Annotated in this window: 12 protein-coding genes; 4 read left to right on the top strand and 8 right to left on the bottom strand. The window is 47.9% G+C overall.

Annotated elements, in window-relative coordinates:
- The first annotated feature begins 75 nt into the window (after positions 1–75).
- On the top strand, positions 76–2,163 hold the full coding sequence (locus BZJ21_RS07535) for a methyl-accepting chemotaxis protein (protein ID WP_077669473.1): 2,088 nt from the start codon (positions 76–78) through the stop codon (positions 2,161–2,163).
- Between the two features lie 103 nt (positions 2,164–2,266).
- Here the strand turns inward: BZJ21_RS07535 and BZJ21_RS07540 are convergent, their stop codons facing one another.
- Both BZJ21_RS07540 and BZJ21_RS07545 read right to left on the bottom strand, forming a co-directional pair.
- Complete coding sequence (locus tag BZJ21_RS07540) at positions 2,267–3,094, bottom strand: MalM family protein (protein WP_077669474.1); 828 nt, start codon at positions 3,092–3,094, stop codon at positions 2,267–2,269.
- A 64-nt stretch (positions 3,095–3,158) separates the two neighbouring features.
- On the bottom strand, positions 3,159–4,478 hold the full coding sequence (locus BZJ21_RS07545; RefSeq protein WP_077669475.1) for a maltoporin: 1,320 nt from the start codon (positions 4,476–4,478) through the stop codon (positions 3,159–3,161).
- 412 nt (positions 4,479–4,890) lie between these two features.
- On the opposite strand from BZJ21_RS07545, the gene glgX reads away from it, so the two are divergent.
- Entirely contained in the window at positions 4,891–6,855 is a 1,965-nt protein-coding gene (glgX, locus tag BZJ21_RS07550) for a glycogen debranching protein GlgX (protein WP_101494566.1), read from the top strand.
- Between the two features lie 81 nt (positions 6,856–6,936).
- Here the strand turns inward: glgX and malG are convergent, their stop codons facing one another.
- The 3 genes from malG to malE form a co-directional block, all read right to left on the bottom strand.
- On the bottom strand, positions 6,937–7,827 hold the full coding sequence (gene malG / locus BZJ21_RS07555) for a maltose ABC transporter permease MalG (protein WP_077461349.1): 891 nt from the start codon (positions 7,825–7,827) through the stop codon (positions 6,937–6,939).
- 11 nt (positions 7,828–7,838) lie between these two features.
- The gene (malF, locus tag BZJ21_RS07560; RefSeq protein WP_077661105.1) at positions 7,839–9,413 is read right to left on the bottom strand and encodes a maltose ABC transporter permease MalF; all 1,575 of its coding nucleotides are present in this window, start codon (positions 9,411–9,413) and stop codon (positions 7,839–7,841) included.
- A 64-nt stretch (positions 9,414–9,477) separates the two neighbouring features.
- Complete coding sequence (gene malE / locus BZJ21_RS07565) at positions 9,478–10,659, bottom strand: maltose/maltodextrin ABC transporter substrate-binding protein MalE (protein ID WP_021023899.1); 1,182 nt, start codon at positions 10,657–10,659, stop codon at positions 9,478–9,480.
- Positions 10,660–11,157: 498 nt separating this feature from the next.
- Here malE and malK point away from each other — a divergent pair, with 498 nt between their 5' ends.
- Complete coding sequence (malK, locus tag BZJ21_RS07570; RefSeq protein ID WP_077669477.1) at positions 11,158–12,297, top strand: maltose/maltodextrin ABC transporter ATP-binding protein MalK; 1,140 nt, start codon at positions 11,158–11,160, stop codon at positions 12,295–12,297.
- Positions 12,298–12,483: 186 nt separating this feature from the next.
- Here the strand turns inward: malK and glgB are convergent, their stop codons facing one another.
- From glgB to BZJ21_RS07585, 3 genes are all read right to left on the bottom strand, one after another.
- Positions 12,484–14,553 (bottom strand): 1,4-alpha-glucan branching protein GlgB, encoded by a 2,070-nt coding sequence (glgB, locus tag BZJ21_RS07575; RefSeq protein WP_394329757.1) that lies wholly within the window; start codon positions 14,551–14,553, stop codon positions 12,484–12,486.
- The gene (malQ, locus tag BZJ21_RS07580; protein WP_077669479.1) at positions 14,495–16,681 is read right to left on the bottom strand and encodes a 4-alpha-glucanotransferase; all 2,187 of its coding nucleotides are present in this window, start codon (positions 16,679–16,681) and stop codon (positions 14,495–14,497) included. Before malQ ends, glgB begins: the two co-directional genes overlap by 59 nt.
- A 123-nt stretch (positions 16,682–16,804) precedes the next feature.
- Complete coding sequence (locus BZJ21_RS07585) at positions 16,805–19,255, bottom strand: glycogen/starch/alpha-glucan phosphorylase (RefSeq protein ID WP_077461353.1); 2,451 nt, start codon at positions 19,253–19,255, stop codon at positions 16,805–16,807.
- Positions 19,256–19,763: 508 nt separating this feature from the next.
- Here BZJ21_RS07585 and malT point away from each other — a divergent pair.
- Positions 19,764–22,472, top strand: coding sequence for an HTH-type transcriptional regulator MalT (gene malT / locus BZJ21_RS07590; RefSeq protein ID WP_077669480.1), 2,709 nt, complete (start codon positions 19,764–19,766; stop codon positions 22,470–22,472).
- Positions 22,473–22,552 lie beyond the last annotated feature (80 nt).

Below are 22,552 nucleotides of genomic sequence, written 5' to 3' on the forward strand. Positions count from 1 at the left end.
ATTGCTCGCTAGCACGACACCCATCGTCACGCCGCCCGACGACCTCCGAATTTTTTCTTTGTGCGGAAAGTGATTATGAAAAAATTGCGTCACCTCTCTATCAGCCAACGAATCAGCCTAACGGCCTCTGCAATCGTGTTAGTCGGTCTGGGTTTGGTCAGCACCATCTCTCTTTCAACTCTGAATACCAGTCAATCAGAAATGTCATCTCAGGTGACAGAGAATGTGAAGCGGGATCAGGTGATAAAAATGCAGAACCGGGCAACGGCACTCAGTGAAGAGATTCATGCCTACATCGCTTCTCCGCTCGATACGGTGCGAACCATTGCTCAGATATATACGTCAGAAGCGGAGAAGAATAAGTCATCAAGGATCCTCGATCGTGATGATATTCCTAGGATCATGTATTCGATTTTGAAACGTCAGCCTGAGTGGCACAACATCTATACCGAGTGGCAAAAAAACGTCTTAGGGGCCGATGCCTTTTATTATGGCGACCCAACCAGTGCAGCGGATGGACGCTATGTACCGTCTGTATCGGTGGATGAGAACGGAGAAATGCGTCTTCAAGCCGCTCAAAACTTTTCAGAATCCAACCCTTGGTATCAGTGCCCGGTGAACACACAAAAAGATTGTATTACTGATCCAAGAACGGCTCAGATTAATGGTAAGACGCAAACGGTGTTCGATGTGACAACTCCCGTTTTTCGCTTTGATAAAACGGTTGCTATGGTGGGAAGTACGCTCAAGACCTCGCAAATCCAATCACTCTTAGCCAAACGTGCCGATAATGACGGGGAACTATTTGTTATCAGTCAAGATGGTCGGATTGTGGCTAGTACCGATCAGCACGTTCAACATGGCGCTGCGGTCTCAGGACTTTCCTCTCCTGCTTACCAACCACTTTCTAACCTTTTAAGCCAGAACGCAACAAACCAATTCAAGCAAACCGATTCGCACTTTTACGTATCGCAACCCATTGAGTTTGGCAATATGACCAAGACCTGGTCGGTGATGATTGTGACCCCTATATCTGCTGCTATGGCACCGGTGACGCAGCTCAATCAAATGATGACCGAGGCCGAGACGCATATCCAAAACACCATCTATCTGGTAAGTGGTATCGTGCTGATTTTGGCGTTTGTCATCATTCAAGTCGTCATCAAACGCCAATTGGCGCCGTTAACCAGTGTTGATCACTCCATTCAGGCGATTGCGCAAGGCGGTGGGGATTTAACTCAGCGTTTATCCGTCACGGGTAAAACCGAGATTGATAGTATCAAACAGTCAGTCAATCAGATGCTGGATGCGCTACAGTCGATGGTTGGCCAAATTCAGCAAGCAGGTGGACGCTTATCGGATACTTCAACGACAGCTAACCATGCGATCACCGATGCGCACCAAGCGCTATCTGAAAATACGGAGACCTTGCATCAAGCGGCGACGGCCATGGAACAACTAACAGCAACGTCCAAAGATGTGGCAACTAACTCTGAAGCCTCCAAAGAGAAAAATGCCGCGGTGGTGTCGTCACTGAATCAATGTATGGATAATGTGACCAACAACGTAGCGCGCAATCAAACAGCGAACAATGATCTACAAAAAGCCAACAGTTTTGTCTGCGAAGTCAAAGCCAGTGGTAGCGATATTGCCGCACTACTCGATGATATTCGTGGCATTTCGGATCAAACGAACTTATTGGCGCTCAATGCCGCGATTGAGTCAGCACGCGCCGGTGAAGCTGGCCGAGGATTTGCAGTGGTGGCGGATGAGGTACGCGCGTTAGCCCAGCATTCACAAAAATCTGTCGACCAAATCGTATCGACGCTTGAAACATTCAACCAACTATTGACGGATATTGAAGCGGTTATCCAGCAAGGTGAGCGCGGTGCCGCAGAGGGTTATCAAGCGAGTGTCTCCGTTCAGCAGACCTTAAACGAGATTGTTGATTTGGTACACCAGCTCGGCGATATCAATTATCAAACCGCAGGCGCAGCCGAGGAGCAAAGTGCCGTTTCGCAGCAAGTGGCCGAAAATATCCAAGCCCTTTCACAACGTATAGAGCAAACCTTATCGCTCAGTGAGCAAGCACAAGGCGCAAACCATACGCTGAACCAAGAAGCCACCACCATCCGTCAGCTGGTCGAGACGTTCAAAGTCTAATCCGGCGCACTCTCTTGATCGCAAAAAAGGGCACCATTTGCAGGTGCCCTTTTTATTTGCTGTCTAGAATCGCTATGTGATGAAACGTCACTGCAAAGATCGATTACTGCCGATCTAACTGTGCTTTCATCGCTTCACGAAAGACTTGATCAGCGTCGGCAATACCCAATTGTTCGGCGTCACGTAATAAGCCCATTGCTTTGTCGACATCGTTGTCTGCAATCGCGGTTCGAATAGCCTGATGATAAAAATTCACGCTTTCTTGTTGCGGACGTTCAGTGTTGGAGAGCACTGGCAGCACAGTAGACGGAGCATCAGTACGTGCTCCCAAAGCGGTTGCCTCAATTGAAAGCTTCCCGGTTAAAGCGCGCGGAACTTGAATGTCACCCACTCCGGTTAAGTAATTCCCTCTTCCCTCTGCGTCTAGTTTCGCTGGATGACTGACCGCCACCGTTTCATTAAGTTTATCTTTATCAGTAAAAACAACCAAGTAAAGCGCACTGTCACCTATTTGTGGATGGACTTTAATATTACCTTGCAAACGGTTTCCATCGGCTAGACGGGGCTTTAGATAGACCAACCCCTCATCATCAAGCTCAGCACGAATATCGCCAGATTGGTTCATGACTTTAGCACTTGGGACAAAAACACTATCATTGATTTCTGCCTCAATATTGATATCGAATCCATTTTTTACCATAGGTAAGTCGAAAACGACGCTAGGGCTATCAATGCTATAGATATCGAGGGCTTGTGTTTGCGCACTCACCGCTAACTTGATCTCTTGATCCATTTCTAACGGCAGTTTTTTCGCTGTTTGGATCTGTGTCACTGCCTTTCCTATAGGTGCAACCTGATATTGGTCATCAACGATCATCGAGCACCCATTAAGTAATAATAACCCAGAGATAAGTAATATTTTTTTATTCATATAAAACACCTAAAAAAATAGCCGACAATTGTCGGCTATGAAAAAAGACAGTTTAAAAAAAGGCTTACCACCAAGCTTCTACTTGGACACCAAATTGTAATGAGTCATCTGACGTACGATTGTCGAAAGATTTACTATTATCCGCTTTATCACTATTTAGATATGAAGCATAAAGACGGATCTCAGGACGAGCCCAGAAACTTGATCCCGCAGACCAAGCTTGAGCAACGGTAAATTTACCGTATTTATCTTTATTTCCATCGTTATCATCTACAGAATAACCAGCTTCAAAAATTGTTTTACTATTTTGATTCCATTTATAAACTGGACGCATAACTGCAGACATGGCTTTCCATTTATCCTGTCCGTCCCACATCTCTTCACCAACACCATAAAGCAGTTGGTGACCTAATTCCCAGTCATCTCCAAGACCAACGACACCCCAGTTGATCAAACGATAACCACTAGCGCCGCTTTTCGCTTCGGCACCATACCAGCTTCCATCACCGTAGAAAGCAAAGGATTTTGAGTAACCTTCAGTACCGTACTGAAATACTGTTTTATTGAAACCATCTGCAAGGCCTTGAGTTAACTCAGATGTTAGCATTACGCCATTTTTCGCATCTTTAGCCGCTTGTGATGCAGCATCAGTATCATGAACTAAAGCGTAGTTAATGCCCACTTCCAAAGAACCATTTTCCCATAGTGGAATACCTGCATAACGAGCATCTAGAGTATTAACATTTACCGCAGAACCTTCATTACCAGTATCAGGAGTATCACCGTTGTTATTTTCACCTAGCTTAAAGTTATCATTTCGATCATTACGAACCCAAGCTAGTGAAAGTTGACCTGGACCGGCTTCAATTCCCTCAATACCGGCACCAGCGCCTGAAATATTCCAGTAATATAAATCGGAAATATGAATATCACGGCGTTGGTAATAACGCTTACCAGCCCATAGTGTAGCTTCAGGAGCAAAATCTAGAACACCTTGAGCTCGTACATTTAACTGACGTAACGCGAACTCAGCATCATTTGCACACTTAACGATATCACCACCGCTATCATTTGTAGCTAGACCACAGTTAGCAGCGGTTCCTTCCCAATCATTTGAACCATTAGAGGTCATTGCAAGCATAGAATCAACGTAAAACGTCTTACCGTCGTTATTATAAACCTCTTTACCTAATTGAACTTCGCCGTAGATATCACCTTCGTTACCAAGACGACCAATTTTATTTTTTTGAAACGTAACCTGTTGCCCGCCATCGGCACTAACACCAACACCCGCTCGCATGTAGCCATTAAAGTCGACAGCGAATGCTGAGGTGGCAGTGACAGCAGTCGCGACAGCCGCCGCAATTAAACTTACTTTTCTCATACCTTACTCCATAATGGGCCTTTTTTACGTGTCTCTTCACACCGGCAGTGGGTAGTGGAAAAAGACAATGTGTCCAAGGCTTAGCTTTCTTCGTTATCCTGGAATTATCCTATCCCTGAGCGGTCATTTTGGCGTCATCCGGCCGTGCGATTTCAGGGGGAGGAGGAGAAAGGATGAGTGAGAGACAATTATCTAAACTTGTCGAGCTGGGTCACTGAACGAGGGCGTAATTGGTAATTATTTTTCGCTAAACAGGCCTACAAAACGTCGACATGATCACTATTAATAGATTTATTCTTAAAGGCATGAAACTTAATTACATACTGGGCAATCATCATAAATGTGACATCAGATTGAATTGTTTATGATTAAAAGCTCTAATGGTAGCGAGTCTAATTTAATGGTGTTATTTATGTCGATTTGTTTTCCTGCTCCTTATTCATTAGGGGCTCAGTTATACGGCTCAGGTTGTCGATTTACTTTGTACGCACCAGACCAGGACTGCGTGCATTTATTGTTGTGGCATCAAGGGCACCAACCTCAGCGGCTCGCCATGCGCGAATACAAACGTGGTTATTGGACAAAAGAGGTCGCTGATGTGGTTGCAGGGCAAGATTACAGTTTTGAAATCTCACATAATGGCCAAACATGGTGCGTAGCCGATCCGTATGCGCAAGCGGTGACTGGCCCTTTAAGCTATCAGCCTCCTTATACACCATCGCAAAGTACATTACTGGCGCGCTGCCAAGTTGTGGATCATGCGCCATTTGATTGGCAAGGCGTGTCATCCCCTCAGCGTCCAATGTGCGACACTGTGATTTTTGAAACTCATGTTAAAGGGCTGACTCAGCAGCACCCGGATGTGGAGCCGGCGGAAAAAGGGCGTTACTTGGGTTTAATCTCACCAGCGATGTTGGCGTTTTACCAACAACATCACATTAATTGCCTGCAACTGCTTCCTATCACCGCCTGCTTACCCGAGCCGCATTTACTCAGCCAGCAAAAAACCAATTATTGGGGCTACAACCCTTATGTTTGGATGGCCCCGGATCCGCGTTATGCCGAAAAGGACGCGGTTAATGAGTTGAAAACAGCAATACGCGAGCTGCACCGTCACGACATTGAGGTGATTTTAGACGTGGTATTTAATCATACCGCGGAAGGTGGCGACGGTGGACCCATACTGCATTTTAAAGCGATCGACCAGGCAATGTATCTCCAGGATAACCAACAGCTGCGCAATTATACCGGTTGTGGCAATACCCTTGATTTACGCCACCCTGCCGCGCTAAAACTGGTGCTCGATACCTTGCGTATGTGGGCCACCCACTATCACGTGGATGGGTTTCGATTCGATCTCGCCGCCACTGTGGGGCGAGACGGTGAGGCTTTTCATCCACACAGTGCCTTTTTCCACGCTATTGCCCAAGACCCTATCCTTTCTACCGTCAAACTGATTGCTGAACCCTGGGATATTGGCCCCAATGGTTACCAGTTAGGCCAGTTCCCAGCAAATTGGGCCGAGTGTAACGATAAAATCCGCGATACCACCCGCAGTGTATGGCGTGGCGATCCAGGCAAGTTACAAGATTTTGCTACTCGTCTTATGGGATCGCGTGACTTTTTCAGTGCCAGCCACTGGCCCGATCATTTGCCGATTAACTATGTCACCTATCATGACGGTTTTACCCTGCAAGATATGGTCAGTTACGCCAAACGACATAATCACGCGAACGGTGAGAATAACCGAGATGGTCACGGTGACAACCGCTCTGCGAACTATGGCATCGAAGGACCGACAGACGATCCCACAATCATGGCTGTTAGGGAGCAGCAAAAGCGTAATATGATCGCGAGTATTTTGTTCTCATTGGGCACCCCGCATATTCTGACCGCGGATCTCATCAGTCACTCGCAACAAGGCAATAACAATGCTTACTGCCAAGATAACCCCACGAGTTGGCTAAACTGGCAAACGAAGGATCACGCTTGGTCAAATTGGTTTGCTACCATGATTGCGCGTCGCAACGCTATTGTGCCACGCTTTATTGATGCATTGAGTGGCACACAGCGCCATTTAAATCAGATTGCGTGGCGCCATTCGAATGGCGATCCGATTCAAGATCACCAATGGCCAAACCTGCAAACGTTCAGCTGTCAGATCACGCTCGGCGCGCATCACTCTAACGCGGGTCAATCCACGCTTATAGCCATTAATAGCAGCGACACCGCCCAAGCGTTACGGCTACCGAGTGATCACCAGTGGCGCATTGTCTGTGATACGGCGACCGATGAAACGACTGTCACTGCACCAGAAGCATTCCAATGCTTGGCAGCAAAGAGCTTTTTGGTCTGCATTGATAGTGATTGGTTGTAACACAATGTCCTCGACAGTAAAAAGGCAGCTGTTATCAGCTGCCTTTTACGTGGTTCTTAACACTCAATGGTGGGTTGAGGATTACCCTTTCACGCCACCTGCGGTCAAACCACCCACTAACCAACGTTGTGCTAACAAGAAGACACCGGTAATCGGTACTGCTGACAGCACGGCTGCCGCCGCGAAGTCGCCCCACAGATAGTTTTGCGGATACAAGTACTGCTGCATCCCTACCGCCAAGGTATAAGAATCGACATCCGATAACAGAATCGAAGCCACCGGTACCTCACCCACGGCCATAATAAATGCCAGAATAAAGACCACCGCCAAGATTGGTACTGAGAGCGGAAGTAGTACCAGCCTAAAGGCTTGCCATGGCGTGGCCCCATCCAAAGCCGCAGCCTCTTCGAGGGAACCGTCAATGCTTTCAAAGTACCCTTTAATGGTCCAGACATGCAACGCAATCCCGCCTAAATAGGCAAAGATCAAGCCGCCATGAGTGTTGAGCCCTAAAAATGGAATGTACTGACCTAACTTATCAAACAAGGCGTAGATAGCCACCAATGCCAGCACTGCCGGGAACATTTGGAAGATCATCATTGCATCGAGGATAGTCTGCTTACCTTTAAACCGCATACGGGCAAAGGCGTATGCCGAGGTGGTAGACAGCACTACAATAAATAACGAAGTAATGCCTGCAACCTTCACCGAGTTCCATAACCACAATAAGACGGGGAATGGTGGAGGAGTGACTGTGCCATCCGGATTAGTCACCGAGAAACCCAGTGCTAACTTCCAGTGCTCCAGTGACGGATTTTTCGGGATCAAACTCCCGGTAGCGAAATTACCCTCACGGAAGGAAATCGCAATAATCATTAACAGCGGGAATAAAATCAGCGCCAAAAATAAGCACAGGCCAATATGGGTTGCCCAGACGCGATATTTTAAGGATTTACCTTGTACCATTGCCATATTAAATATCCTTACTGCGTGTTTTTATGTGCCAAGCGCAGATTCACCAGAGCTAAAGCGCCAACTAAAATGAAAATCAGCGTCGCAATTGCACTCGCCAAACCAAAATCCTGACCGCCACTGCCTTCAAACGCAATTCGGTAGGTGTAACTGACCAGCAAGTCGGTATAACCGGCCGGTTCAGATGTACCAATTCGACTCGGTCCACCCTCTGTCAGCAACATAATCATCACAAAGTTATTGAAGTTAAACGCAAAGGCTGCAATCAGCAGAGGCGTGAGAGGCTTGATCATCATCGGCAATGTGATGCGGGTAAAGTTTTGGATGAAATTCGCGCCGTCAATGGCCGATGCCTCATAGAGATCATCCGGAATGGCCTTAAGCAAGCCCATACAAAGAATCATCATATAAGGAAAGCCCAGCCAAGTATTGACCGTTATCACCATACTTCTGGCCATTACAGGATCTGAGAACCAATTAGGACTGATCCCAAACAGAGCCTCTAATACCATGTTGATTTCACCGAAGCTTTGATTATACAAACCGCGGAAAATCAAAATCGAAATAAACGCTGGCACCGCATAAGGCAGAATAAGAAGTAGACGATAAATAGACTTACCCTTCAACTCTTCCCACTGCACAAGGCTGGCAAGAGTCAAACCAATAATAAGTGAAAAGCCTACCGATAAAACAGAAAAGACAATCGTCCAAATAAAGATGCCAATAAAGGGTTCTTTAATCCCATCATCCGTCCATACACGCTCAAAGTTATCGGTACCAATTTGGACGATATACCCTGGTGAAATGGTATCGCCCACAAATTCGCCGGCATCGTTAACCGCTTGGTAATAACCGATCTCATCATTTGGCTTGAGTGTTTCACCGGTTTGGTTATTGATCAGTGTACGACCATCATCTTGCAGGCTGTAAAGCGGTTGAATGGCAGCAAACTTCCTTAAACCGCTCATCCGAATGATTTGATCATCGCTGCGTTTAAGTTCGAGAGCGCTGAGTGCGTCTCGATTTTGGATCACCGCTCGTAATGTCGCTTTTTCGCCCGAGATACTGTCGACTGGCGTTAACGCCAGTGTTTGGGCTGGAAGGGCTGCAAAGTCAAACGGTTTGGTGGCGTAGCGAGCCTCCGGCATCTCCACCACAAGACGCGCGCCTTTATCCGTTTGGTAAAGAGAAAACGGATAGCTATCACCACCTTGGAAGGTTCGCTCTAGCAATACCGACTGAGCGCGTTCGAAAGATAACTGGTTGGAGGCACTATAATTGGTAAGTGAAAGCCCCACGGTGTATACCAATGGGAAAATGATGAAAAGAATCATTCCCGCGATACCTGGATAAATGTATCGATGGGCATATGTCTTTTTACTACCAAAAATGTACAGAGCTAACGCGGTTAACACCACGGTTAACAGGGCAAAAGCAGTTTCACCACGCGAATACATTAAAACGGTGGCATAACCGTTAATAATAGCCACAGAGGCCAACAGCGCCCATTTGATGAACGCTTTTGTGCTGCTGGGCAAAGAAGAGCCTGACGTTGTCATAGCTTGAGAACCTTGGACTGACTGCATAAGGAACGCTACTCACTTAATTCTGAAGTGTGCAGGGAGGACGCATCCCCCCTGCAGATAGAGCTTATTTAACCATCTGTTTTTCTGCGTCGTTAAGAGCAGCTTCAACGCTTTGACGGTCATCAACCACGTTGATAATTGCGTTTTTGGCTGCCGCCCAGAACGCGTTCATTTGCGGAATGTTTGGCATTACCTCGCCATGCTTAGCGTTTTCCATCGTTGCCGCAATGCGTGGATCTTTGGCAAGTTCCGCTTGATAAGCATTTAACGCCACCGCACCCAGAGGCTTATCCGCATTCACGGTTGATAGGCCTTCATTGGTCAGCAAATAGTTTTCAAGAAACTCGACGGCGAGTGCCTTGTTTGGCGACGCGGTGCTAATACCGGCACTTAACACGCCAACAAAGGGCTTAGAGGCTTCACCTTGGAAAGTTGGTAAGGTAGCCACACCATAATTAATGCCTGACTTCTCAACGTTCCCCCACGACCATGGGCCATTGATGGTCATCGCTGTGTCACCCTTGTTAAACGCAGCTTCAGAAACGGAATAATCCATATCAGAAGAAATCACGCCATCTTTGACCATCTGCTTCATGAAGTTCAGTGCATCGTGAACCCCTTTATTATTGATGCCCGCATCTTTGACATCATAACCCGTTGCGGTTTGTTTAAACGCATAGCCGCCATCAGCCGCCATTAGTGGCCAAGTAAAGTAGGGTTCTTTTAAGTTCCACATGATGGCCGATTTGCCTTGCTCTTTGAGCTTGGCATCTATCGCAACCACGTCTTGCCACGTTTCCGGTGGGTTAGGCACTAAATCCTTGTTATAGATGAGAGAAAGCGATTCCACGGCTACCGGATAACCGACGTATTTACCTTTGTATTTCACCGCATCCCAAGCAAAATCGACCATGCCGTCTTTTAAACGATCCGACGGACGGATTTCTGTCAATAAGCCTGACTCGGCATAGCCACCGAAACGGTCATGCGCCCAAAAAACGATATCTGGGCCATCACCCGTTGATGCGGTTTGCGGGAACTTGTCTTGCAGGCCATCAGGGTGAACCACGGTTACAGGAATGCCCGTGTCTTGTTCAAAACGGTCACCCACTTCGGCAAGGCCGTTATAACCTTTGTCACCATTAATCCAAATGGTCAGCTGGCCTTCTTCGATATTCGCATTTGCACCAAATGAGCCAAGTGCAATCAGGGTACCGAGGGCAACAGCGCTAAGTGATTTATTCATCTTTCTATCCTTCTTCTACTGAGGTGTAGCACGATTCCATGGAGGATGAGCTGTGTTTCAGGCTCTATCATGGGTAATTCCTCTTCATTCCTCATCATCCTGGTCTCTACGCCCTACACCTATGCGAGCGAATTCGTGATCCATATCGCTCGTCACTAATGATGCGGCTCACAAAAATAAACTGAACGTGATCAAGTTCAACTAATTAACTCAGATTTTTGTGAAGTACGCCCTCAAATTATTTTAGGTAGGAGAAAATCCTCCTCCCCGCCTACTCCCCCTGTAATAATTGATGATAGGAGGATGCAGGGCTAGCGCAGATAAGACACACTGAGTCTCATCAAAAAAGCATGAGTGGTATTTTCCCTAGTGTGGCTAATTAATCATCAACGAACGTTAAACAAAAGCGGTAACGCTTATAACGACCCACATTGATAACATAACCACGTATCATGCAAATTGAGCCGAATTAATGAAAAGCGATTGAGGGCGAGCGACATGGCAAGTGTCACGTTTAAAAACGTTTGTAAAGCGTATGACAACGATGTAATGATTTCTAAAAACGTTGACCTAGAGATTAAAGATGGCGAATTTGTCGTCTTTGTCGGTCCTTCTGGTTGCGGTAAATCCACCTTATTGCGCTGCGTTGCCGGGTTGGAAGATATTACGTCGGGCGACCTTTACATTGATGATCAGCGAGTAAATGATATTGAGCCATCTAAGCGTGGCGTCGGCATGGTGTTTCAATCCTATGCCCTTTATCCCCACTTAAACCTCTACGACAATATGTCATTTGGTTTAAAGCTGGCAAAAGCCAATAAGGCTGAGGTAGATAAACGCGTGCATCAAGCGGCGGAAATTTTGCAACTTGGTCACTTATTAGATAGACAACCAAAATCCCTGTCGGGCGGCCAACGTCAGCGCGTCGCCATTGGCCGTACCCTGGTGTCTCAACCACAGGTTTTTCTACTTGATGAACCCTTATCGAATCTCGATGCCGGGTTACGGGTGCAGATGCGTGCACAAATCACCAAGTTACAACGTCAGCTTGGCTGTACCATGATTTATGTCACCCACGATCAGATTGAAGCCATGACCATGGCCGATAAAATTGTGGTGCTAGATGAAGGCCGTGTCGCGCAAGTGGGCAAACCGCTTGAGCTATACCACTACCCACAAAACCGCTTTGTGGCCTCGTTTATTGGCTCCCCAAAAATGAATTTCATGAGCGTATTCATCGCAGATGTTGAGCCGACTCGGGTCAAAGTGCAGCTAAGTGAGGGGGCTAGTTTCTGGATACCGGTCGATGGCAAAACCGTCACCCGCGGTGATCGTATGTCGCTAGGCATTCGCCCAGAGCATTTAATCGCCGCCAAAGACGGTGATGCCAAAATCGAAGGGGAAGCGACCATCGTTGAGAAGTTGGGTAACGAGACGCAAATTTATCTCAACCTAGAAAGTGCCGATGCAGATGTGATCTATCGTCAACTCGATACGGTTGAGATTGAGCCCGGCGAGAAGTACGCAATTGGTATTCCCGCTCACCGCTGTCACTTGTTCCACAGCGACGGCCGCGCGTGCAAGCGTCTACACCGTGAAAACGGCGTGACCTTCGTTGACGAAGAAGATGCGGCATAAAATGGCGCCTCAAAGATAATGATTAGGCCGCATACGCGGCCTTTTTTGATGGTTTCAACCTAGAACAAGGCGGTAAGCGGTGCAGCAAACATAGCGTTGCGGTCTGCGCGAGGCGACAAATAAAAACGCACCAAGAATTAACTTGGTGCGTTCCTCATTGGGTCGTCTAGCGTGGTTTGAAGTTGTTCACCCTTGCCAGCGATAAAAAACCGTGGCTAACGGTGGCAAATTGAGCGTCAGTGATTGGGGTTGCTCATGTGCTGATATTTTATCCGTACTCACTACTTGGTAAACCGGATAGCCACTGCCCCAAAATGCCTCATCATCGGAGTTTAATACCAGTTGATAGTCGCCACTCATCGGTACACCTAGCTGAAGGCCATCACGTGGTACAGGCGTGAAATTACTCACCACCAGCACTCGCGAGCCATCATCGCCCAACCGCTCATGGGCCATGATACTGATATCTGCCGCATCTTTGACTCGCCATTCAAACCCTGTCGGATCACAATCGAGTCGGTACAATGCTGGCGTCGACACATAAAGAGCATTGAGGGCTTTCACCAGAGCTTGAACACCTTGGTGGCGTTCATACTGCAACCAGTGCCACTCAAGTTGACTATCGTGATCCCACTCTGCTGTTTGACCAATCTCCGCCCCCATAAAATTCAGTTTTTTTCCGGGTTGACCATACATATAGCTCAAATAGGCGCGTAAATTAGCCGTTTGTTGCCACTCATCGCCAGGCATTTTGCCCATCAGAGAGCCTTTACCATAGACCACTTCGTCATGCGATAGCGGTAACACATAGTTCTCACTAAACGCATAAACTAATGGGAAGGTCAGCGTATCGTGATGATAGCGTCGATGCACAGGTTCTTCACGGATATAACTTAAGCTGTCATGCATCCAGCCCATATTCCATTTGAATCCGAACCCAAGTCCTCCCATATACGTGGGCGCAGACACACCAGGAAATGTGGTGGACTCTTCAGCAATCGTCATCGCATTGGGAAAATAGTGATAAACCGACTCGTTCATCCATTTTAGTGTCGCAATCGCGTCGTAATTCTCGTTTCCACCGTCAGCGTTGGGGAGCCATTGGTCATGCTCACGCGAATAATCGAGATAGAGCATCGACGCGACGGCATCCACGCGTAGACCATCAATGTGAAATTGATCGAGCCAATACAGCGCATTATTCACTAGAAAACGGCGCACATGATCTTTACCCATATCGTAGAGATGGCAGTGCCAATCATTATGCCAACCGCGACGCGGATCAGGATCGTGATATAAAGGGGTGCCATCAAAGTACGCAAGTCCATGATCATCGGTGGGAAAATGCCCCGGTACCCAATCAAGGATCACGCCGATCCCTGCCTGATGGCATTGGTCGACAAAATACTTAAAATCATCCGGCGATCCGTAGCGGCTGGTCGGTGCAAAAAGCCCTATGGGTTGATATCCCCACGACCCATAAAAAGGGTGCTCACTGACCGGCATTAGCTCCACATGGGTATAGCCCATATCAACCAGATACGGCACTAAGCGCGCAGCAAGGTCGCGATAGCCCAGCATTTGGCCATTTTCATCATGTTGCCACGAGCCAAGATGTAACTCATAAAACGACAAGGCTTGTTGATGCTTTGCGGTTATGGGTCGTTGCTGCCACTGATGATCGTTCCATTGATAAACAGACTGATCATAAGTCAGTGACGCAAACGAGGGATAAGGCTCAGCGTACGCCCCGTAAGGATCGGCTTTATGGGGTAAACCCTGTCCGTCAGGACCGGTTAAGGCGTATTTATAGCGTTGGTGTGTGCCAAGGTTGGCAATAAACCCGACCCAAAAACCATCTTCAATGGGCGTCATCAAGGCGGTATCAGCTTGCCATTGGTTCCAATCGCCAATCACGCTGACCGATTGCGCATGAGGGGCAAAGACAATAAAACGCACGCCTTCAATAGGCTCACCGTTAACCGGCAAGGTCATAGGATGCGCACCCATGAGCTGATGCGCATAGCGAGGATTGTGCAAGGCCGCAAGATCGATGTCGTAGTGATCGGGGTGCGTATAGTATGGTGTCATCGAGGAAGAGGAATGTGACACAGAAGGCTCCTTATAGAAAAACGCTCCATCCCATGTGTGTTGGCTAGCACTAAGGATAGAGCGTGGTCGCGTGGTGATCAGGCGATCAAACGGATAGATGACTCGCGTGTAAGCGTACCCGCGAAAGATCCTTCGCCAGTTGATTTAACTCTTCGCGGCTAAACAACGTATCTAGGTTCACAGAGAGTTTACGTCGCCAGTTAGGATACTCATCAACCGTACCAGGGATATTAACTGGCTTGTCCATTTCTAACCAATCTTCAAGCTGCACACTCAACAGCGCAGATTGGCCGGCTGTGACATGCAATTGTAGTGCGCGACACAAATAGCCATCCATCGGCACATAACGCGCATCTGCCCCTACACCTTCCGGCAACATGCCATGCCAACGAACACTGTCTAAGATCCCTTGTTTCGCTTTTAAGCGATCATCAAACAATTGCTGAAGCTGTGCTTCGTCCGGATACAAGCCCAGCTCTTGACCCATTTTTAAGTCATCACAATGCCAAAATCCCCGAATGGTTGGCATATCATGAGTGGAAAGTGTTGCCATCGCTTGCTCGGTATAATGGGCCGGTGAAATAAATCCACCATCTTCCTCTGACGTTTCAAAGAAGAACACTTTATAAGAATGCACACCCGCATCGCTCAGCAACGCACCAATTTCGTCAGGCACCGTGCCTAAATCTTCACCAATCACACTGCATTGATGACGGTGTGATTCAAGTGCCAAAATAGCAAGCATGTCTTTTACTGGGTAATATAAATACGCGCCTTCGCTAGCGTTCTTGCCTTTCGGGATCCACCATAAACGCAACAAACCTAGCACATGGTCAATCCTTAATGCACCACAGTGACGCATATTGGCACGCAACAGTTCAATATAAGCATGATAACCCGAAGCTTGCAGCGCTTGTGGATCAAACGGTGGTAAGCCCCAATTTTGTCCTCGCGGCCCCAACATATCGGGTGGCGCGCCAACACTGGCGTCAAGCACGAGTGGCGAGTTATCTGACCATGTTTCACTTCCCGCATCTGAAACACCCACCGCCAAGTCGCGATATAAACCGAGCGCCATGCCTTGTTCTTCGGCGATCGCTTGTGCCTCTTCGATTTGGATTTGAGCAATCCACTGTAAATACATATACAGCTGGATGTCATCATGGTGCTGTTCAATAAAGGCTTGCGTCGCCGCATTCTCATAACGACGGTACTTTTCTGGGAACACCGGCCAGCCCCACATATTCTCGTCGTCTGCGCGCAAGTGTTGATGCAATGCATCAAAGGTCGCTTGCTGTTTTAAGCTGTCACCACCTTGCTCAATAAAGTCTAAGAAAGCGCGGCCACGATGCGTCTGTTGCAGCAACCCCCGCTGTTTAAACTCCTCAAACAGTAACGGCAATACCGCCATCTTCAATGCGGCAACTTCACTATAATCGACCCAATGGGTATCACGTACGGCCTGTAATCGACGTTGAAACGCGGCACTGCCGACCAGTTGCTGTGCTTTGGCGCTCAATGAAAACTCTCGCACCGCACTGACATCGATATACAAAAGATTAAGCCAGCGACGCGATGACGGACTATAAGGACTCGCGGCTTCAGGGTTGGCAGGGAAAAGCGCATGAATGGGGTTCAGACCAACAAAATCTGCCCCGCGTGACGCCAATTCACTGACCAACTGTTTGAGATCGCCAAAATCACCGATGCCCCAGTTATGTGGAGAGCGTAAGGTGTATAGCTGAATACTCGGCCCCCACATTTTTTTGTGCGCGTTCAGTTCAGGTTGTTTATAGCACTGAGAAGGCGCCATAATTAACGTCATCTGATAGGGAGATTTGCGGCGCTTTCGGTTTACAAAAAGACGGTGGTAGCCCCAAGGTAGAGCGCACGGTAAACTAAAAACGAGCGGGCCACCCTCACTGCGTTCGTCGCGAATAATTTGTGACTGAAGATAACCTTCAAAGCACTCGCCCTGTTCGGTTTCCAAACGCCAACTAAAATCACTGTCTCTGGCACTGGTGCCAAGGTAAAGCGCAATTTCAACCGGTTCGTTGTCTTGCACCACCTGTACGGGGGCAAGCACATCCGTTTTATGTTTTCTCTCCGCTGATGCCAACAACGCATCATCATGACGTGTGTCATAGCCAAGTGACGTTAATAAATCATGTAAGGTACTTTCTGGCACCGCCGCTTCTGTGCCCCAAGCACTGATATAACGGTCGGCAAGGTTCGCCATGTGTGCGACTGTCTTTAATGCAGATTCTTTCATCGCTTTCTCCGAGGGGTCTGCCCCCTTCTTTTATTGGGCAATATTGTTGTCATTATTATCAGGTGGCAAGGCGAATCCCTTGCCACCTATCAGGTTGTTAACCCGTTATATTGCAATTAGCAATTAGCGTTTGATCGCTTTTAGCTGCCAAATATTATTAACATAATCACGGATGGAACGGTCAGAGCTAAACTTACCAACCAGCGCGGTGTTAAGAATGGCTTTGCGTGCCCACTGCGACATGTCTCGATAATCACGATCAATGTCATTGTGTGCGCGGACATAATCAGCAAAGTCAGCCAAACATAAGTACGGGTCACCACTTGTCATCACGCTGTCAAAGACAGGACGCAGCAAACCAGGCTGCCCTGGCGTGAAGGTTTCATCCAATAGGCTATCTAAAGCGGCTTTTAGAAGCGGTTGATTTTGGTACGCTGTTTCGGGTTGATAGCCTTTTTGGCGTAATTCGGTGACACCATCAACATCTAAGCCAAAGATATAGATATTATCGTCACCCACTTCTTCACGGATCTCGACGTTAGCGCCATCCATGGTACCAATGGTCAAGGCACCGTTAAGGGCCATTTTCATATTACCCGTGCCCGACGCTTCTTTACCGGCCATTGAGATTTGCTCTGACACATCGGCCGCTGGAATGATAATTTCTGCCATGCTTACGCGGTAGTCTGGAATAAACACCACTTTAAGCTTATCGCCAACGCGTGGATCGTTATTGATCGTTTCGGCCACCTTGTTGATAGCGAAAATGATCGATTTTGCCAGTTCATAACCTGGGGCTGCTTTAGCGGCAAAAAAGACCACTCGTGGCGCCATGTCAAAGTTTGGCTCGTTGAGCAAGCGCTGATAGAGCGAAATTACATGCAATAGATTCAAGTGCTGACGCTTATATTCGTGTAGACGCTTGATCTGAACATCGAAAATCGCATCGGTGTTAAGCGTGATATCGAGGTTGGATTTTACCCAGTCAGCAAGGCGCTGTTTATTGCGCTTCTTGACCGCCATGAAGGTTTTCTGAAAATCAGCGTCGTCAGCATATTGTGCAACCTGCTCGAGTTGCTCAAGCTGTGCTGGCCACTGCTCGCCAATTTTTTCACTGATCAAGTTTGATAAATCAGGATTACAGAACTTCAACCAACGACGCGGTGTAATGCCGTTTGTCACATTTTGAATGCGACCTGGATAAAGCGCATCAAACTCAGGGAATAAATCACGTTTAACCAACTGTGAGTGCAAGGCCGCGACACCGTTGACAGCATAAGAGCCAATCACACACAGATTCGCCATGCGCACCATGCGCTCACCTTGATCATCGATCACGGATAACACTTGCTGTTTGCGCACATCACCAGGCCACTTTTGCTCCACGTCTTGTAAGAAACGATGATTGATCTCGAAAATGATCTCCATATGGCGAGGAAGAAGCTCTGCCATGAGCGATTCACTCCACGTTTCAAGCGCTTCAGGTAATAACGTGTGGTTCGTGTAAGCGAAGGTACGGCTAGCAATGGCCCACGCTTCATCCCAACCTAAGCGATAATCATCTAGCAACACACGCATCAGTTCAGGAATGGCGATCGTTGGGTGAGTATCGTTAAGCTGAATGGTTTCATACTCCGGCAACGCCGCCAACGCATGTCCGGCTTCCAAGTGACGGCGAAGGATGTCACCCACTGAGGCGGCGCTATGGAAGTACTGCTGCATTAAACGCAGCGTCTTGCCCGCATCATGATTATCGTTGGGGTAAAGGACTTTAGTCAGGTTACCCGCATCAATATCAGCTTGCTGCGCATGAGTGTACTCGCCCGCATTAAAAGCATCAAGCGCGAACGGTGTCAGTGCTCGACCTTCCCACAAACGCAATGGATAAACGGTGTTACTTTGGTAACCGACAATGGGTAAGTCCCAAGGCATTGCCTGGATTTTCAAGCTTGGCACCCATTGACGATAGGTATGCCCCGCTTCCTCAACAACCTCAACATGGCCATAGAAACCAATGGTTTGAGTCAAATCTGGACGGACGACTTCCCAAGGGTAGCCTTCTGGCTCACGCCATGCATCAGGCGCTTCTTGCTGGGCCCCTTGGTCGAAAGATTGGCGGAAAAGGCCATACTCGTAATGTAAGCCATAGCCAACAGCTGGATATTGCTGTGCCGCAAGTGAATCCATAAAGCAAGCGGCGAGACGCCCAAGCCCACCGTTGCCGAGTGACGGGTCACGCTCTTGCTCTAATAAGTCGGTAAGACCCAGACCGAGTTCACCAACGGCCTCAGCAATCACATCGTATAAACCCATGCTAATCAGGTTGTTGCCCGTCAAACGGCCAATGAGAAATTCAAGAGATAAATAGTTAACGCTTTTTGCCTGTTTGATCGCTTGATCGTTTTCAGTCGCCACCAAGTCGCCTGTTGTGTGCTCAGCCAATGCACGCCCTAAGGCAAGGTACCAATCGCGTTGTTGAGCGGTTTCAGGTGCGTGACCTAGCTGGGTCAAGTGTTGGACCATGCTGATTTTAAACGCACTTTTATCAAAGGCATGTTGCTGTTTTGGGGTCATGTCATAACTCTCAATAATGGAATGAAACCTTGATGGCTATTCATCCTGCCCAACTCGAGAGTAACAAACATCCTCCCACTCACAGTGACGGAAAGGAGGAGATGGCAGGGCGTAGAGAGCTGTGTCACACACCAACAGTGAGCCGCCTCTCATCAATCCTAGCATCCACATACAAGCCAGTGATCAACATCACGTTATGGGACAAAAAGCATTCGAAAAGCAGCATGAAAAGTAAGAAATCACTTTTGTTATTTTTGTGCGCCAGCGCAAATTCTATATTTTCCAGGACACATAAATGTACAAAGCTATTTTAAAGGATAGCGAAAACAAAAAACTATTGTGATATAAATCACAAATATAGGGCGTAGATGCACCATTCTGGAGCAATCAACACAAGAGTGGAGAGAGATCATAGTTTGGTATCTAGGAGTCGCATAGACTCCAAGGAGGATAAAGCAGTGTCGCGCTGAGGGGCCGGCACCGTATTTGAGGTTAAGGACAGTGTGTTATGTGGATCCCATCAAAACTTACTCGACCAGGTCGGCTTTATAACGCCATATTGCGCCCTCGGGTGCTCGATATGCTACAACAAGCGCCTCACTATAAATTAGTGATGTTCCGCTCCCCCGCCGGCTATGGCAAAACAACCATGGCCGCACAATGGCTGGCTGATCAGTCCCATGTTGGCTGGTTTAGTATTGATGACAGTGATAATGATAGCTTCCGCTTTATTAACTACTTGTTACAAGCCCTGCATCAAGACACGCAAGAAGGCTGCGCAAACACCATTAAGCTTGCTGAGAAGCGCCAATTCTCATCGCTTCGTGCACTTTTATCCGATGTGTTTGCCGAGTTAGCGAATTTTCATGCCACCAGCTATCTGGTATTGGATGATTATCAGCTTATTGATAACGAAGAAATCCATGAAGCCATGCGTTTTTTCATCAAGCACATGCCGGATAACCTCACTTTGGTCGTCACTTCACGAGCCAACCCGCCATTGGGCACCGCGAACTTGCGTGTTCGTGACTTAATGATCGAAATCGGGAACGAATTACTCGCCTTTGATAACGAAGAGACCACCCGCTTTTTTAATCAACGCGTGGCCGATGGGGTCGATGAGTCAACCGCCAATGCCTTGTGTACCTACGTTGAAGGTTGGCCGTCAGCATTGCAACTGATTGCGATTCAAGCACAGCACCAAAAGCGTACGCTCATGCAAAGCGCGGCCTCGTGTGCCAGCTTTAACCATGCCCACCTTTGGGACTATTTAGCGGAAGAAGTGTTTGATTTACTTGATACTGAAACCCGTCAGTTTTTGATGAAAGTGTCGGTATTAGAAATGTTCAACGATGAATTAGTCTATGCCTTAACGGAGCGCGGCGACGCGTTGGGGATGCTGGAGTCTCTGAACCGCTACGGTTTATTTATTTATCCACTCGAAGGCGACAACAATTGGTTCCGTTTTCACCATCTATTTGCTGAATTTCTTGCCCATGAGCGCCAGGCTCGGATCCCACAGCAGCAACAAACACTGCATCGGCAAGCGGCCTTAGCTTGGCTCAAGCTTGAATCGCCACATCAAGCATTGCGCCACGCACGTTATGGCGAGGATGATGCCCTGTTGGCAGATATTCTGAATCAATATGGTTGGCGGATGTTTAACCGTGGGGAGCTATCGACCCTCGAAGCGGCTATCAGCAAGCTAAATAACGAGTACTTGTACCAGTATCCGAGTTTAAGCCTACTTCGAGCTTGGCTTGCACAAAGCCAGCATCGCTATCATGAAGTGGGTGAGCTATTAGCAAGTGCAGAAAAAGCCTATCAAGCTCGCGAAATACCGCTCGACATTGATTATCAAGGCAATGCCAATGCGCTACTTGCACAGGTGGCAATTAATGCCAACGACCCAGAGCGGGCCATGCGCCTGGCTGAAAAAGCACTTGAGCAACTAGATAGCGCCAATTACCGTGGCCGTATTGTCGCGACATCTGTCGTTGGCGAGGTGAACCATGTGCTCGGCGAGCTCGATCGTGCCTTATCGATGATGCAACAAACGGAAAAACTCGCTCACCAGCACCAAGTGTATCACCAGGCACTTTGGGCAATTTTACAACAAAGTGAAATTCTTCTGGCACAAGGCTATGTGCAAGCGGCATTTGAGCTGCTCGACAGTGCCGATCAACTCATTGAAGATCAGCAATTACACCAAGTTCCTTTACATGAATTTGCTTTACGCCTTCGCGCACAAATTCTTTGGTGTTGGAACCGTTTAGACGAAGCCGAAGCCTGTGCTTACAAGGGGCTCCAAGTGCTAGAGAATCAGCCCCCGAGCAAACATCTACACAGTTATTCCATGCTCGCCCGCGTCGCTGTTAGCCGCGGTGAACTCGACAAAGCTGCCAAGCACATTGAGCATATTGAGCATCTATTACGTGAGTCGGTTTATCATGTCGATTGGACCGCTAACGCGTCTTTATCGTTGTTACTCTATTGGCAAGCCAAACACGAACTTCCTCATATGGAGGAGTGGCTGCATCAAGCCGTTCGCCCCGCGTCGGCCTGTAATCACTTTAGCCAGCTTCAATGGCGTAATATCGCCCGGGCGCACCTCCATCTAGGTCAGTATGATCAGGCTCGCCAAGCCATTGATTTTCTCCGTCGCGAGGCGAACCAAGCCAATCTCGTGACAGATAAGAACCGAAATCTTATCGTGGAAGCGGTGCTCGCCAGTAAAGAGCATGAAACGGAGTATGCGAAAACGCAGCTTCAAGAAGCGCTTATACTCACCAATCAGACGGGTATGATGGGTAACTTTTTAATTGAGGGTGACGCTATCTCATCGCTGTTGCATGCATTGATCGAACAACAAGCGCTTGGCGCGTTAGAACGTCATCGTGCACAACAGTTACTGAAAGAAATCGCCAGCCATCAACGCTCTCGCTCAACCCACTTTGATGAAGCCTTTGTCGAAAAACTGGTGAAGCATCCAAACGTTCCTGAATTAGTACGAACCAGCTCATTGACCCAGCGGGAGTGGCAGGTACTTGGCTTGATTTATTCAGGATTCAGTAACGAGCAAATTGCTCATGAACTAGATGTCGCCGGGACAACCATTAAAACCCACATCCGTAACCTTTATCAAAAACTCAACATTGCCAATCGCAAAGAAGCGGTCGTCACCGCCGAAAACCTCTTGCAACTGATGGGCAATTAACCTCGCACCACTACGCCCTCAGAGATTTCTGGGGGCGTAGTTATTATTAAGTCTCAGCCTACATTTTGTGATAATTTGTT

The organism is Salinivibrio costicola subsp. alcaliphilus, assembly GCF_001996185.1.
GTDB classification, from domain to species: Bacteria; Pseudomonadota; Gammaproteobacteria; order Enterobacterales; family Vibrionaceae; genus Salinivibrio; species Salinivibrio costicola.

What these genes read in the sequence shown, in the direction of transcription:
- BZJ21_RS07535 (WP_077669473.1), top strand. Translation starts at nt 76, where the DNA reads ATGAAAAAATTGCGTCACCTCTCTATCAGCCAACGAATCAGCCTAACG.
- BZJ21_RS07540 (WP_077669474.1), bottom strand. Translation starts at nt 3,094, where the DNA reads ATGAATAAAAAAATATTACTTATCTCTGGGTTATTATTACTTAATGGG.
- BZJ21_RS07545 (WP_077669475.1), bottom strand. Translation starts at nt 4,478, where the DNA reads ATGAGAAAAGTAAGTTTAATTGCGGCGGCTGTCGCGACTGCTGTCACT.
- glgX (WP_101494566.1), top strand. Translation starts at nt 4,891, where the DNA reads ATGTCGATTTGTTTTCCTGCTCCTTATTCATTAGGGGCTCAGTTATAC.
- malG (WP_077461349.1), bottom strand. Translation starts at nt 7,827, where the DNA reads ATGGCAATGGTACAAGGTAAATCCTTAAAATATCGCGTCTGGGCAACC.
- malF (WP_077661105.1), bottom strand. Translation starts at nt 9,413, where the DNA reads ATGCAGTCAGTCCAAGGTTCTCAAGCTATGACAACGTCAGGCTCTTCT.
- malE (WP_021023899.1), bottom strand. Translation starts at nt 10,659, where the DNA reads ATGAATAAATCACTTAGCGCTGTTGCCCTCGGTACCCTGATTGCACTT.
- malK (WP_077669477.1), top strand. Translation starts at nt 11,158, where the DNA reads ATGGCAAGTGTCACGTTTAAAAACGTTTGTAAAGCGTATGACAACGAT.
- malQ (WP_077669479.1), bottom strand. Translation starts at nt 16,681, where the DNA reads ATGAAAGAATCTGCATTAAAGACAGTCGCACACATGGCGAACCTTGCC.
- BZJ21_RS07585 (WP_077461353.1), bottom strand. Translation starts at nt 19,255, where the DNA reads ATGACCCCAAAACAGCAACATGCCTTTGATAAAAGTGCGTTTAAAATC.
- malT (WP_077669480.1), top strand. Translation starts at nt 19,764, where the DNA reads ATGTGGATCCCATCAAAACTTACTCGACCAGGTCGGCTTTATAACGCC.